This is a genomic window from Pseudomonas monteilii, from assembly GCA_001534745.1.
Taxonomy (GTDB): Bacteria; Pseudomonadota; Gammaproteobacteria; order Pseudomonadales; family Pseudomonadaceae; genus Aquipseudomonas; species Aquipseudomonas alabamensis.
This window is the reverse complement of record CP013997.1, coordinates 295,628-310,565: the sequence shown is the minus strand read 5'-3', so window position 1 is coordinate 310,565 and position 14,938 is coordinate 295,628. Positions and strand designations below refer to the sequence as shown.

At 65.7% G+C, this 14,938-nt stretch carries 8 protein-coding genes; 5 read left to right on the top strand and 3 right to left on the bottom strand.

All coding sequences use genetic code 11. The features are described from left to right. Nucleotides 1–1,050 carry an ADP-heptose--LPS heptosyltransferase gene (locus tag APT63_01385; GenBank protein ID AMA44372.1) on the bottom strand — a complete coding sequence of 350 codons (1,050 nt, stop codon included), beginning with the start codon at nt 1,048–1,050 and terminating at the stop codon, nt 1–3. Between the two features lie 259 nt (nt 1,051–1,309). Beyond that, nucleotides 1,310–4,240, bottom strand: coding sequence for a bifunctional glutamine synthetase adenylyltransferase/deadenyltransferase (locus APT63_01380; GenBank protein ID AMA44371.1), 2,931 nt, complete (start codon nt 4,238–4,240; stop codon nt 1,310–1,312). Between the two features lie 380 nt (nt 4,241–4,620). Between APT63_01380 and aceE the strand changes: the two genes are divergently transcribed. The 5 genes from aceE to APT63_01355 all read left to right on the top strand — a co-directional run bounded on the left by aceE (nt 4,621) and on the right by APT63_01355 (nt 13,290). After that, nucleotides 4,621–7,266 carry a pyruvate dehydrogenase gene (aceE, locus tag APT63_01375; protein ID AMA44370.1) on the top strand — a complete coding sequence of 882 codons (2,646 nt, stop codon included), beginning with the start codon at nt 4,621–4,623 and terminating at the stop codon, nt 7,264–7,266. An 11-nt stretch (nt 7,267–7,277) separates the two neighbouring features. After that, the gene (locus APT63_01370) at nt 7,278–8,936 is read left to right on the top strand and encodes a pyruvate dehydrogenase complex dihydrolipoyllysine-residue acetyltransferase (protein AMA44369.1); all 1,659 of its coding nucleotides are present in this window, start codon (nt 7,278–7,280) and stop codon (nt 8,934–8,936) included. 297 nt (nt 8,937–9,233) lie between these two features. Continuing rightward, nucleotides 9,234–11,927 (top strand): diguanylate cyclase, encoded by a 2,694-nt coding sequence (locus tag APT63_01365; GenBank protein ID AMA44368.1) that lies wholly within the window; start codon nt 9,234–9,236, stop codon nt 11,925–11,927. 63 nt (nt 11,928–11,990) lie between these two features. Continuing rightward, nucleotides 11,991–12,656, top strand: coding sequence for a peptide-methionine (S)-S-oxide reductase (locus APT63_01360; GenBank protein ID AMA44367.1), 666 nt, complete (start codon nt 11,991–11,993; stop codon nt 12,654–12,656). 10 nt (nt 12,657–12,666) lie between these two features. Beyond that, nucleotides 12,667–13,290: a glutathione S-transferase gene (locus tag APT63_01355; protein AMA44366.1), complete on the top strand. Its 624-nt coding sequence runs from the start codon at nt 12,667–12,669 to the stop codon at nt 13,288–13,290. Between the two features lie 285 nt (nt 13,291–13,575). Here the strand turns inward: APT63_01355 and APT63_01350 are convergent, their stop codons facing one another. Further along, nucleotides 13,576–14,904: a hypothetical protein gene (locus tag APT63_01350; GenBank protein ID AMA44365.1), complete on the bottom strand. Its 1,329-nt coding sequence runs from the start codon at nt 14,902–14,904 to the stop codon at nt 13,576–13,578. Nucleotides 14,905–14,938: the final 34 nt, after the last annotated feature.

Sequence of the window (14,938 nt, the reverse complement as noted above, 5' to 3'; positions counted from 1 at the left end):
TCAGTCGACCTCGGCCACGACATCGATCAGCGCCGCACCGGGGAGCTGGCGCAGGGCGGCAATGACCGCGGGCGGCTCGAGCAGGCGCAGGCAGTTGTAGTGCCCGAACCGGCAGGTGCGCTCGAAGCAGGGGCTGCACTCGATCCCCAGGCGCACCACCTCGACCTGCTCGGCCAGCGGCGGCGTGAACCCCGGCGAGGTCGAGCCGTACACGGCCACCAGGGGCCGGGCCAGCGCGGCGGCCACGTGCATCAGTCCTGAATCGTTGGATACCACCGCCTTGGCGCAGGACAGCAGGTCGATGGCCTCGGCCAGCGAGGTTTCCCCTGAGAGGTTCACCGACTCTTCCCTGAAGCCTGGGATCAACCGCTCGCGAATCGACTCACCCACCGGGTGGTCCTTCTTCGAGCCGAACAGCCAGACCTGCCAGCCCAGGCGAATCAGGGCCTCGGCCACCTCGGCGTAATGCTCGGCCGGCCAGCGCTTGGATTCGCCGAACTCGGCCCCGGGGCACAGCGCCAGGACCGGCCGGTCCAGCTCCAGGCCGAACTTGGCCAGGGCCGCGTCGCGACTGGCAGGCTCGATGCGCAGCGCCGGCCGCGGGTAAGGCTGGGTCAGTTCGGTACCGGGCGCATAGGCCAGCGCCATGAAGCGCTCGATCATCAGCGGGTACCGGGCCTTGTCCAGCGTGCGCACATCGTTGAGCAGGCCGAAGCGCAGTTCGCCCCGCCAGCCGGTGCGCTTGGGGATCCCGGCGAAGAAGGGCACCAGCGCCGATTTCAGCGAGTTGGGCAGCACGATCGCCTGGTCGTACTGACCGGCCAGGGACTTGCCGATGCGCCGCCGGATGCCGAGCTCAAGCGCGCCGTGGCCGAGCGGAAAGCTCAAGGCCTGGCGGACTTCGGGCATGCGTTCGAGGATCGGCCGGCTCCACTCGGGGGCCAGCACGTCGATCGCGCACTCGGGGTGCTGCAGTTTCAGGCACTGGAACAAGGTCTGCGCCATCACCATGTCGCCGACCCAGCTGGGCCCAATGATCAGAATGTTCATGCGTCTTCCAGTATCGCTCCGGGAAGCCTGGGGCCTCGATCGGGCTGAGGGGCGGCGAATGGTGGCAGGGCGTTCAAAGACGCTGGGGCCGCTCCCGAATCGAGGCGCCTTGCGGCCTCTGTAGGAGCGGCCCCAGTGCCGCGATGGACCGCCATGCGGTCTTGTTGCCCCTTCCTGCCCTATGCTGCCGACCACCCGAGGCACCACGTGCTCTTCAGGCTAAATGCCGATCAGTGTACCACCGTGCGCCCGCTCCCGGTCACGACAACCCCAGCGCCGCCCAGATGCGCCGTACCTGACGGCGCTCGTCGGCGAACTGCGCTGCATCGATCACGCCTGGGTGCTTCTGCAGGGCCTGCCGGTGGGAGGCCGAACGGTAGGCCTTGTAGACTTCGCGCAGCAGCCCGGCATCGCTGGCTGGCAGCAGCCCGGCCTGCTCGAGTTCTTCGAGCAGGCGCACGTTGTCGGTCCAGCGCAGCAGCGCCGGGTGCGTATGGGACCAGGCAAGCGTGGCGTACTGCACCATGAACTCGATGTCGACGATGCCACCGGCGTCCTGCTTGATGTCGAACGGCTGACCGGCGTCGAACGCGTTGGCTGCCGTACCGGCAGCGGTGGCGCGGCTACCGAGGTTGTCGCGCATCTTGGCGCGCATCTCGCTGACTTGCCCACGCAACGTCTCCAGGGTCCGTGGCTGTCCCAGTACCTGGGCCCGCACCGCCTCGAACGCCTGGCCGACCTGGCCACAGCCGACCAGCACGCGTGCCCGGACCAGTGCCTGGTGCTCCCAGGTCCAGGCCTCTTTCTGCTGGTAACGCTCGAATGCCCCGAGCGAACTGACCAGCAGGCCGGCAGCCCCCGACGGCCGCAGGCGCATGTCGACGTCGTAGAGCTGGCCGGACGCGGTATGGGTGGTCAGCAGGTGGATGATGCGTTGCCCCAGGCGGGTGAAGAACTGCGCCCCATCGATCGGTTTGGCTCCATCGGTTTCGGCCTGCGGGTCGCCGTCGTGGATGAACACCAGGTCCAGGTCCGAGCCGTGCCCCAGTTCGATTCCGCCGACCTTGCCGTAGCCCACGATGATGAATCCTGGGTCGCACAGGCTGCCGTCGAGACGCTTGGGCTGCCCGTGGCGAGCCACGGTCTGGCGCCAGGCCAGGGCCAGCACCTGGTCGAGGATCGCTTCGGCCAGCCAGGTCAGGTAGTCGCTGACTTTCATCAGCGGCAGGTGGCCGGTGATCTCCGAGGCGGCCACGCGCAGGTTGTGGGCCAGCTTGAAATGCCGCAGGGCCTCCATCTGTTGCTCCAGGTCGTCCTCGGGAATGCGCGTCAACCGCTCGCGCAGCTCCGAGGCCAGTTCGGGCGCCAGGGGCGGGCTGAACAGCCGTCCTTCGTTGAGCAGCTCGTCGAGCAACAGCGGGTAGCGGGCGATCTGCTCGGCGATCCACGGGCTGGCCGCGCACAGGGTCAGCAGGCGGCGCAGGGCCCCAGGGTTTTCCGTCAGCAGCACCAGATAGGCCGAGCGCCGCGCCACGGCCTCCACCAACGGCAGTACACGCTCGAGCACCAGGTCCGGGTCGGCGTGCTCCACGGCCTGGGCCAGCAGGCGCGGGATAAAGGCGTCGAGGCGTTCGCGACCGATGCGCTGCATCGAGCGCAACGAAGGGCTGGCGCGCAAACCGGCCAGGCGCCGCAGGGCCTCGTCGGGACGGCCGAAGCCGGCTTCGTGCAGCTGGCGGCTGGCCGCCTCTTCGTCCTGGACCTGCTCCCACAGTGGCGACCATTCGCCGCCGACCACCAGCTCCCCTTCGGCCTCGTCCTCGTCGGGGTCGGCGATCACCTGACGGAAGTGCCAGTCGATGCGGCCGCGCCAGTGCATGAGCTGCGCGTGGAAGGTCTCCCAGTCGTCGAAACCGAGCATGTAGGCGACCCGGGCGCGGCCGGTCTCGTCCTCTGGCAGCATCTGGGTCTGACGGTCGGCGATAGCCTGGATGGCATGCTCGGTATAACGCAGGAACTGGTACCCGTCGCGCAGCTCGGTCACGACCGCCGGGGGCAGATAGCCCTGCCCTTCGAGCGTGGCCAGCACCTTGAGCAACGGCCGCTGCTGCAGGCTCAGGTCGCGTCCGCCATGGATCAGCTGGAAGGCCTGAGCGATGAACTCGACCTCGCGGATGCCGCCGGAGCCGAGCTTGATGTTGTCGGCCATGCCCTTGCGCCGCACCTCCTGCTGGATCAGCTGCTTCATGGTGCGCAGCGCCTCGATGGCCGAGAAGTCCAGGTAGCGGCGATAGACGAAAGGCCGCAGCATCGCCTGCAGCTGCGCGCCGCTGTCCTGGTCACCCGCCACCACACGCGCCTTGATCATGGCGTAGCGTTCCCAGTCGCGACCCTGGTCCTGATAGTAGTGCTCCAGGGCATTGAAGCTCAGCACCAGGGCGCCCGCCGAGCCATAGGGCCGCAGGCGCATGTCGACGCGGAACACGAAGCCGTCGACGGTGACCGGGTCGAGCGCCTTGATCAGGCGCTGTCCCAAACGGGTGAAGAACTCCTGATTGTCCAGCGGGCGCTTGACGCCTTCGGTCTCCCCACCTTCGGGGAAGGCGAAGATCAGGTCGATGTCCGAAGACAGGTTCAGTTCCACGGCGCCCAGCTTGCCCATGCCCAGCACCACCATGTGCTGCGGCGCGCCGCTGCGGCCGATCGGGGTGCCGAACTGCTGGCAGTGGCGCGGATACAGCCAGTGGTAGGCCAGGTCGATCGACGCATCGGCCAGGTCGGACAGGTCACGGCAGGTCTGCGCCAGATCGGCCTGGCGGGTGATGTCGCGCCAGATGATGCGCACCTGCTGGCGGTTGCGCTCGCGGCGCAACTGGCGCGCCAGGGCGTCTTCGCTGTCTGCCGCCGCTGCCGCAGTGGCGATGCGCTCACGCAACTCGCCCGGCGCCAAGGCGCGCTCCAGTTCACCGCTGGCCAGCAGCTCGCAGACCATGCCCGGCTCGCGCAGACTCTGGTCGAGCACAAACTCGCTGGCGGCCGCGACCTGGTCGAACTGGCGACGCCGCGCCTCGCTGAAGGCATGCCCCGCCGCCTCGAGATGGGCGGCCAAGGCGTCGTCCAGGGCCTGTCGGTTGCGAGTGACCAGGGGCTGGAGAATGGCGGGAAGTTGGGGCGGCAAAGGCAGACGCATGGGCTATCCTTGATCGGCGTGTGAAAACGCGTGGCGGCAGATGCGGCCGTCCGACCGATGATCGGACTGTCGTACAAAAGCGTTAAATAGCTTCGTCTTGGCTTTTAGGGCAATAAGAGCGAAGCATTCTTCGGTATCTCGCTATTTTTTCTTAGCGGTATCGTTTTAGTTCACAACGTGTGAAGTGGCCAGAAGCCACGCGTGCGTCGCGCCGCTGTCCCCCCTTCGGCGCAAAAGCATGAAATACATGGCCGTTTGTAGTAAAACTACACGACGCCGGCGCACTGCACGGCGCCCCAAGAATTCACGACGTCTGCCCAAAAGGCCAGTCGCAAACTCAGGCAATCGATTCTGGTTGCCTTTCCGCCCTGGAGCAAGCCATGCAAGACCTCGATCCCGTCGAAACCCAGGAATGGCTGGATGCCTTGGAGTCGGTCATCGACAAAGAAGGCGAAGACCGCGCTCACTACCTGATGACCCGCATGGGCGAGCTGGCCACCCGTAGTGGTTCGCAGCTGCCGTATGCCATCACCACGCCATACCGCAACACCATCCCTGTCACCCACGAAGCGCGCATGCCTGGCGACCTGTTCATGGAACGCCGCATCCGCTCGATGGTACGTTGGAACGCCCTGGCCATGGTCATGCGCACCAACCTGAAAGATTCGGACCTGGGTGGTCACATTTCGAGCTTCGCCTCCAGCGCGACGCTGTACGACATCGGCTTCAACTACTTCTTCCAGGCCCCGACCGAAGAACATGGCGGCGACCTGATCTTCTATCAAGGTCACGCCTCGCCGGGCATCTACGCCCGTGCCTTCCTCGAAGGCCGCATCAGCGAAGACCAGATGAACAACTTCCGCCAGGAAGTGGACGGCAACGGCCTGTCGTCGTACCCGCACCCGTGGCTGATGCCGGACTTCTGGCAGTTCCCGACCGTGTCCATGGGCCTGGGCCCGATCCAGGCGATCTACCAGGCACGCTTCATGAAGTACCTGGAAGCGCGCGGTTTCATCCCGGCCGGCAAGCAGAAGGTCTGGTGCTTCATGGGCGACGGCGAGTGCGACGAGCCGGAATCCCTGGGCGCCATCTCCCTGGCCGGCCGCGAGAAGCTGGACAACCTGATCTTCGTGATCAACTGCAACCTGCAGCGTCTGGACGGCCCGGTGCGCGGCAACGGCAAGATCATCCAGGAACTCGAAGGCGTGTTCCGTGGCGGTGGCTGGAACGTCAACAAGGTCGTCTGGGGCCGCTTCTGGGACCCACTGCTGGCCAAGGACACCAACGGTGCCCTGCAGCGCCGCATGGACGAAGTCATCGACGGCGAGTACCAGAACTACAAGGCCAAGGACGGTGCGTTCGTCCGTGAGCACTTCTTCAACACGCCCGAACTCAAGGCCATGGTCGAAGACCTGTCCGACGAGGAAGTGTGGAAGCTCAACCGTGGTGGCCACGACCCGTACAAGGTCTATGCGGCCTACCACCAGGCGGTCAACCACAAGGAACAGCCCACCGTCATCCTGGCCAAGACCATCAAGGGTTACGGCACCGGTGCAGGCGAAGCCAAGAACACCGCGCACAACACCAAGAAGGTCGATGTCGACAGCCTGCGCAAATTCCGCGACCGCTTCGACATTCCGGTGAAGGATGCCGACCTCGAGAACCTGCCGTTCTTCCGTCCGGAAGCCGACAGCGCCGAGGCCAAGTACCTGGCCAAGCGTCGCGAAGCCCTGGGTGGCTTCGTGCCCCAGCGTCGCGCCAAGAGCTTCAGCATCCCGACGCCGCCGCTGGACACCCTCAAGGCCATCCTCGACGGCTCGGGCGACCGCGAAATCTCCACCACCATGGCCTTCGTGCGAATCCTCGCGCAGCTGGTCAAGGACAAGGAAATCGGTCAGCGCATCGTGCCGATCATCCCTGACGAAGCGCGTACCTTCGGCATGGAAGGCATGTTCCGTCAGCTGGGCATCTACTCCTCCGTCGGCCAGCTGTACGATCCGGTCGACAAGGACCAGGTCATGTTCTACCGCGAGGACAAGAAGGGCCAGATCCTCGAGGAAGGCATCAACGAAGCTGGCGCCATGTCGTCGTTCATCGCCGCCGGTACTTCGTACAGCAGCCACAACCAGCCGATGCTGCCGTTCTACATCTTCTACTCGATGTTCGGCTTCCAGCGTATCGGTGACCTGGCCTGGGCCGCTGGCGACAGCCGTACCCGTGGCTTCCTGATCGGCGGCACCGCCGGCCGTACCACCCTCAACGGTGAAGGCCTGCAGCACGAAGACGGTCACAGCCACATGCTGGCCGCGACCATCCCGAACTGCCGCACCTATGATCCGACCTACGGCTACGAGCTGGCGGTGATCATCCAGGACGGCATGAAGAAGATGACCGAAGAGCAACAGGACGTCTTCTACTACATCACCGTGATGAACGAGTCCTACCAGCAGCCTGCCATCCCGGCCGGCGCCGAGGAAGGCATCGTCAAGGGCATGTACCTGCTCGAGGAAGACACCCGCGAAGCCGCGCACCATGTGCAGCTGCTGGGTTCGGGCACCATCCTGCGCGAAGTCCGCGAAGCGGCCAAGATCCTGCGCGAGGAGTACAACGTCGGTGCCGACGTCTGGAGCGTCACCAGCTTCAACGAACTGCGTCGTGACGGCCTGGCCGTGGAACGCGCCAACCGTCTCAAGCCGGGCCAGACCCCGCAGAAGACCTACGTCGAGCAGTGCCTGGGCGGCCGCAAGGGCCCGGTCATCGCCTCTACCGACTACATGAAGCTGTTCGCCGAACAGATTCGCCAGTGGGTACCGAGCCAGGAGTTCAAGGTGCTGGGCACCGATGGCTTCGGTCGCAGCGACAGCCGCAAGAAGCTGCGTCACTTCTTCGAAGTCGACCGTCACTTCGTGGTGCTGGCCGCTCTGGAAGCCTTGGCCGATCGCGGCGAGATCGAACCGAGCGTGGTGGCCGAGGCCATCACCAAGTTCGGCATCGACCCGGACAAGCGCAACCCACTGGACTGCTGAGGAGATTTTTTGTGAGCGAACTCATTCGCGTACCTGACATCGGCAGCGGTGAAGGTGAAGTCATCGAGCTGTTCGTCAAGGTCGGCGATCGCATCGAGGCTGACCAGAGCCTGCTGACCCTGGAATCCGACAAGGCTTCCATGGAAATTCCGGCCCCCAAGGCCGGTGTGATCAAGTCCCTGAAGGTGAAGCTGGGCGACACCCTCAAGGAAGGCGACGAACTGCTGGAACTGGAAGCCGAGGGCGCCGACGCGGCGTCCGAGGCGCCTGCTGCCGAGGACAAGCCGGCCGCCGCGCCCGCTGCCGAGGAAAAACCAGCCGCCCCGGCTCAGCCGGCTGCCGCTGAACCTGCGCCTGCCGCGGGCTCCAGCGTGCAGGACATCCACGTGCCGGACATCGGTTCGTCGGGCAAGGCCAAGATCATCGAGATGCTGGTCAAGGCCGGTGACACCGTCGAAGCCGACCAGTCGCTGATCACCCTGGAGTCTGACAAGGCCTCCATGGAGATCCCGTCTCCGGCCGCCGGTGTGGTCGAGGAAGTGATCGCCAAGCTCGACGACGAAGTCGGCACGGGCGATCTGATCCTCAAGCTCAAGATCGCTGGCGCCGCGCCAGCGCAGGCGGCCGAGAAGCCGGCCCCGGCCAAGGCCGAGGCACCTGCGCCAGCCGCCGCGCCTGAAAAGGCCGCCGCCCCTGCGCCGGCTGCCGAGAAACCGGCTGCTGCGCCTGCTGCACCCGCCGCTGGCAACAACGCCAAGGTCCATGCAGGCCCGGCGGTACGCCAGCTGGCCCGTGAGTTCGGCGTCGAGCTGGGCGCCGTCAGCGCCTCCGGTCCACACGGTCGCATCCTCAAGGAAGACGTACAGGCGTACGTCAAGTCCATGATGCAGAAGGCCAAGGAAGCGCCGGCTGCTGCAGGCGCGACCGGTAGTGCGGGCATTCCGCCGATCCCGGCCGTCGATTTCAGCCGTTTCGGCGAAGTCGAGGAAGTCGCCCTGACCCGCCTGATGCAGGTCGGTGCCGCCAACCTGCACCGCAGCTGGCTGAACGTGCCGCACGTGACCCAGTTCGACTCGGCCGACATCACCGAGCTCGAAGCTTTCCGCGTGGCGCAGAAGGCCGTGGCCGAGAAGGCCGGCGTCAAGCTCACCGTGCTGCCGCTGCTGCTCAAGGCCTGTGCCCACCTGCTCAAGGAACTGCCGGACTTCAACAGTTCGCTGGCCCCGAGCGGCAAGGCGATCATCCGCAAGAAGTACGTCAACATCGGCTTCGCCGTGGACACCCCGGATGGTCTGCTGGTCCCGGTGATCAAGAACGTCGACCAGAAGAGCCTGCTGCAACTGGCCGGCGAAGCGGCGGCACTGGCCGAAAAAGCCCGTACCAAGAAGCTGGCCGCCGACGACATGCAGGGCGCCTGCTTCACGATCTCCAGCCTCGGGCACATTGGCGGCACCGGCTTCACGCCGATCGTCAACGCGCCGGAAGTGGCGATCCTCGGGGTGTCCAAGGCCACCATGCAGCCGGTCTGGGACGGCAAGGCCTTCCAGCCCAAGCTGATGCTGCCGCTGTCGCTGTCCTACGATCACCGTGTGATCAACGGCGCCGCTGCCGCGCGCTTCACCAAGCGCCTGGGTGACCTGCTGGCGGACATCCGCACGCTGCTGCTGTAACCCCCTTCGCCGCTGTCCTCGCCAGGAGAGCGGCGCTGGTGTCTCACACCGGGGCCCCGCCACGCACGGGGCCTGCAGGTGCGACCCGGTCCGTCTCGGACACCGTCACCTCTGCGTCTGGGGCCATTTCCCTCCTAACGCCTCGTCTGAACCCTTCAGACTTCCCGTCTTCGACCGATAAACTGCCTGCAGGCCTCTATGGCCGCTTGCCAGTCCATGGGGCATGATGCAACCTTGCTGAACGCGCCGTCGATGAACCGTATTCCGCGCCCATTGCCTTGTCCGAGCGAGTCTTCGATGAAAAGCCAACCCGATGCCATCAGCCGCGTGGTGGCCGAGGTCGTCACGCAGTTGCCCGTGCCCTCCCGGCTCGGCATGCTGCGTTTCGAGCGGCTCAACGAAGCCAGTTGGGCGCTCCTCTACCTCGACCCCGCGTGCGAGCGTGCCCTGGGCCAGCCCGCTGCCGAACTGTGCGCCCTGGTCGGCTCGCCGTTCGCCAGCCTGATGGAGCCCGAAGCCCGTTACCGGCTGCATGACGACATCCAGCTGCAACTGGCGCACCGGCCCCACTACCAGGTGCGCTATACCCTGCACCTGGACGACCGGATCCTGCGCGTGCTGGAAGCGGGCGAGGCATTCCGTCAGGCGACCCGGCAGATGTTGCGCGGTTACCTGACCGTGCTCGACGACACGTCGATTGCCGATCCGGACCTTGATGCCCTCGACCTGGAAAGCCGCAACACGCACCTGGAGCGCGCCTTGCTGGCCAACCAGAGCGTGCAGCAGGCACAGCTCGAGCACCTCGAGCGCGTGCAGGCCCAGCAGAACCTGATCCTGCGCCTGGCGCGCCAGCGCTACAGCGCCGTGAATCCCTTGCGCGAAGCGGCCGAACTGATCACCCGCAGTGCCTGCGAGATCTACCGGGTCGACCGCGCCAGCCTGTGGCACCTGGTCGACCAGCGGCTGGAGCCGATTTCCGCCTGGTACCAGGACGAGCAGCAGCACGTGCTGCCCGAGCCGCTCGACATTGCCCATTTTCCCGACTACCTCGATGCCCTGCACGCCAGCCGGGCCATCGATGCGCACAACGCCAGCCACGATCCGCGCACGCGGGACCTGGTCGATGGCCTGTACCCGACCGGCAACAATGCCCTGCTGGACGCAGGCATTCGCATCGACGGCCAGGTGGTAGGCGTGCTGTGCCTGGAGCAGACCAGCGGTCCACGCACCTGGCAGGCCGACGAGATTGCCTTCGCCGGCGAGCTGGCCGATCAGGTCGCCCAGGTCATCACCAGCCAGAATCGGCGCACCGCGACCAGTGCCTTGCACCTGTTCCAGCGGGCGGTGGAACAGAGCGCCAGCGCCTTCCTGCTGGTCAACCGCGAGGGCGTGGTCGAGTATGTGAACCCGAGCTTCACGGCCATCACGCAGTACAGCACCGAGGAAGTGCAGGGCCATCACCTGGCTGAGCTGCCGGCGCTGGCAAACCTCAGCGAGCTGCTGTTCGATTCCCCTTCCACCCTGGCCATCGGCAACAGCTGGCAGGGCGAGTTCAAGAGCCGCCGCAAGAGCCTGGAGCCTTACTGGGGCCAGTTGTCGATCTCCAAGGTCTATGGCGACAACCGCGAGCTGACCCACTACATCGGCATCTACGAAGACATCACCCAGAGCAAGCTGGCCCAGCAGCGCATCGAGCGTCTGGCCTACACCGACAACCTCACCAGCCTGGGCAACCGGCCGGCGTTCATCCGCTGCCTCGACGAGCGCTTCGCGCGCGATGGCGACAGCCTGATCTGCCTGCTGTTCGTGGACATCGACAACTTCAAGCGCATCAACGACAGCCTCGGCCATCATGCCGGGGACAAGCTGCTGGTCAGCCTGGCCCGGCGCCTGCGCAACAGCCTGGACGACAGTGGGTGCCTGGCGCGCTTTGCCAGCAACGAGTTCGCCGTGCTGCTCGACGACACGGCCCTGGAAGACGGCCAGCACATCGCCCAACGCCTGCTGCATACCCTCGACAAGCCGATGTTCGTCGACAACCAGCTGATCAACGTCACCGCCTCGGTCGGGCTGGCCTGCGCGCCGCTGCACGGCCGTGACCCGCAGACCTTGATGAAGAACGCCGGCCTGGCGCTGCACAAGGCAAAGGCCAACGGCAAGCACCAGGTGCAGGTGTTCACCGAAGTGCTCAACGCAGAGGCCAGCTACAAGCTGTTCGTCGAGAACAACCTGCGCCGCGCCCTGACCCAGGACGAGCTGGAAGTCTTCTACCAACCCAAGCTGTGCCTGCGCAGCGGTCGGTTGCTGGGCCTGGAGGCCTTGCTGCGCTGGAACCACCCCGAGCGCGGCATGATCCGTCCGGACCAGTTCATCAGCGTGGCCGAGGAAACCGGCCTGATCATCCCCATCGGCAAGTGGGTGGTGCGCGAGTCGTGCGCCATGAGCAAGCGCCTGAGCGCGGCGGGCATGGGCGACTTGCATGTGGCCATCAACCTTTCGCCGAAGCAGTTCTCCGACCCTGAGCTGGTCAGCTCGATCGCGGGCATCCTCCAGGAGCAGGCCCTGCCGGCTCATCTGCTGGAGCTGGAACTGACCGAGGGCCTGCTGCTGGAAGCCACCGACGACACCCGGCGCCAGCTCGAACAGCTCAAGGAGCTGGGGCTGAACCTGGCGATGGACGATTTCGGTACCGGGTACTCATCCCTGAGCTACCTGAAGAAATTCCCGATCGACATCCTCAAGATCGATCGCAGCTTCATCAGCGAGATTCCCGACAACCAGGACGACATGGAAATCACCTCGGCGGTGATCGCCATGGCCCATAACCTCAAGCTCAAGGTCGTGGCCGAAGGCATCGAGACGGCGGCGCAACTGGCGTTCCTGCGGCGTCATCGCTGCGATGTCGGCCAAGGCTATCTGTTCGACAAGCCGATTCCAGGCCGCGAACTGGTCGAGCGCCTCACACGCTATCCCCGTGGCCCGGCGACCTGACAGCCGCGCGACTCTCGGGCACACTAGGGATCTTCCCTTTCGACCGACTCAAGAGGTATGGCCATGGTCCTGCGTTCTGAAATCCTGGTGAACAAAAACGTCCTGCCTACCGCGGAGCAGGCGCTCCCTGGCCGTGAAACGCCGATGGCCCTGCCCGAGTTCCACTACGTGTTCAAGGACACCCCCCTGCTCGGCCCGTTCTTCGAGGATGTCGACTTCGCCATCTTCGGCCTGGGCTGCTTCTGGGGCGCCGAGCGCCGCTTCTGGCAGCGCGACGGCGTGGTCAGCACCGTGGTGGGCTACGCGGGCGGCTTCACCCCGAACCCGACCTACGAGGAAGTCTGCTCGGGCCTGACCGGCCACACCGAAGTGGTGCTGGTGGTGTTCGACAAGGCCAAGGTCAGCTACCGCGAACTGCTGGCGATGTTCTGGGAACTGCACAACCCGACCCAGGGCATGCGTCAGGGCAACGACGTCGGCACCCAGTACCGCTCGGTGATCTACTGCACCAGCCCTGAGCAGCTGGAACAGGCCAAGGCGAGCCAGGCCGAGTACCAGGCCGAACTGGACAAGGCTGGTTTCGGCGCGATCACCACCGAGATCGACCAGGCGCCGACCGTGTACTTCGCCGAGGCCTACCACCAGCAGTACCTGGCCAAGAACCCCAACGGCTACTGCGGCATCGGCGGCACCGGTGTCTGCTTGCCACCGAGCCTGCAGGGCAACTGAGGAGCCGGCGATGAGCGGCATGACACTGTTCCACTCGCCCTTGTCGCCGTTCGTGCGCAAGGTCATGGTCTTGCTGCACGAGACCGGGCAGCAGGACCGGGTCACCCTGCAGGGTGTGAACATCAGCCCGGTCAACGGTGACGAAACGCTCAACCAGGACAACCCGCTCGGCAAGATCCCGGCCCTGCGCCTGGCCGATGGCACCGTGCTGCATGACAGCCGGGTGATCTGCGAGTACCTGGACCAGCAGCATGTCGGCCACCCTCTGATTCCACGCGAAGGCGCCGCCCGTTGGCGGCGGCTGACCCTGGCGTCCCAGGCCGACGGCGTACTGGATGCGGCGGTCTCGACCCGCTACGAGACCTTTCTGCGTCCCGAGGACAAGCGCTGGGACGGCTGGACAGAGGCGCAGACGCAGAAGATCCAGCGCGCCCTGGCCGACTTCGAGCAGGCACACCTGGCCGAGCTGGCTTCGGCATTCGACATCGCCGCCATCGGCGTGGCCTGTGCCCTGGGCTACCTGGATCTGCGCCAGCCTGGGTTCGGCTGGCGTGAGCGACAACCGGGGCTGGCGGCCTGGTATGCCGAGGTCGCCCAACGGCCGTCCATGCGTGCCACGGTGCCGACGGCCTGAGAGCACTGCTCCCTCCTCGGCGTCTGCATCGCGGGCAAGCCCGCTCCCACAAGGTCCTGCTTCGGGCATGTATCAGCTCGATGGATCGGTCGCTCGCAGCGCCAATTCGTCGGGCTGGCACAGCCCTCTGTGGGAGCGGGCTTGCCCGCGATGTCGGCGCCGCCGGACCGGATGCCTACCGCGCAAGTCTCTACGTCGCTCTGCTTGTAGCGTGTAGCTGCGGCGTCGTACCGAACAACTGCCCAACCCGCTGCGCCAGCCAACGCCCGATCGCTTTATCCTCCCTCATGTCGGCCGCCCCACCCGCGCCCAGTCGAGCCGGCGCGTGAGAACCATGAACACGCCCAGCAAACCGAAGCACAGCAGCGACCCCATCAGCAGGGCGTAATCCTCGGCACTGAGCAGCCCGTAAAGCAAGGCGTACAGCGCCGCCAACCCCGCCGCGAAGCCGACACCGCGGGCCGCGCTGTGCAACACATGGCTCAGGTAGAACCCGATCAGCGCCACGCAGGCCGTCGCCGACAGGCCATACGCCAGCCCGAAGCCCAGATGCTCGGACAACGACAGCAACAGCAGGTAGAAGAAGGCCAGGGCCGTGCCGACCAGGATGTACTGCACCGGGTGGACACTGAGGTTCCTGAGCACCTCGAACAGGAAGAAACCGGCGAAGGTCAGCGCGATGAACAGCAGGGCGTACTTGATGGCGCGTTCGCTTTTCAGGTACTGGTCGACCGGGTCGACGAAACTCACGCCGAAGGTGCGCTCGCCGAAGGCCTCGCACTGCCCGTTCATGGCGCATTGTTGCAAGGCGTCTTCGAGGTTGGTGGCGAAGAAGGACGTCTGCCAGTGCGCGGTGAAGCCGTTGTCGTCGATCGCATGGCGGTTGGGCAGGTAGCTGCCGATGAAGCTCGGGTGCGGCCAGCTGGCGCGCAGGTCGACACGGCTGGTGCGTCCGACCGGCAGGAGCTGCAACTGCCCCGTGCCCTGCAACGCCAGGTCAAAACCGTACTCGAACTCACGGGCGACCGGATCCTCGAGCTGGGGCAAGGCCACCTGCACCCCGTCGCGTAGCCAGTCCAGTCCGGTGCCGGCCTCGAAGGTCTGGGCCTTGCCGTCGACGGTCAGTTGCAGGGCATTCTCGATCCCACGAATGTCGCTGATGCCGACCACCAGACGTGGCGTGTCGAAGCGGTAGTCTTCGAAATCCTTGTCGATGCCCCAGCGCGCCGGCAACCGGAAGCTGCCGCCCAGGTGCCCCTTGGCGTGGAACAGCCGTGCCTGGTAGATGCCACGCGCCCGCTGTTCCGTGTCCACGTTCAGGTCGGCGGCGAAGGTCTCGGGCAGGATGTAGAGCTGCCCGGCGACCGTGCTGACGTCCTGCACACGCTGGCCGTCCTTGTCGATCCAGCGGCGTTGCAGCTTGCGGTATGGCACCACCAGCAGCGGGCCGCTGATGCGTTGGTCGAAGCTGGCGCTCTGGGCAATGTTCTGCACCACGCTGTCGCGCAGACGTTGGCGTTCGCCGATCAGGCCACCGATCATGAGCAGCGGAATCAGCAGCAGCAACGTCAGCAGGGCAATGGTGCCAAGCTTGAAAGCAAGGGTCTTGTTCATGGGGCCTCCTGTGGCAATGGAGGCAGTGTGCGCA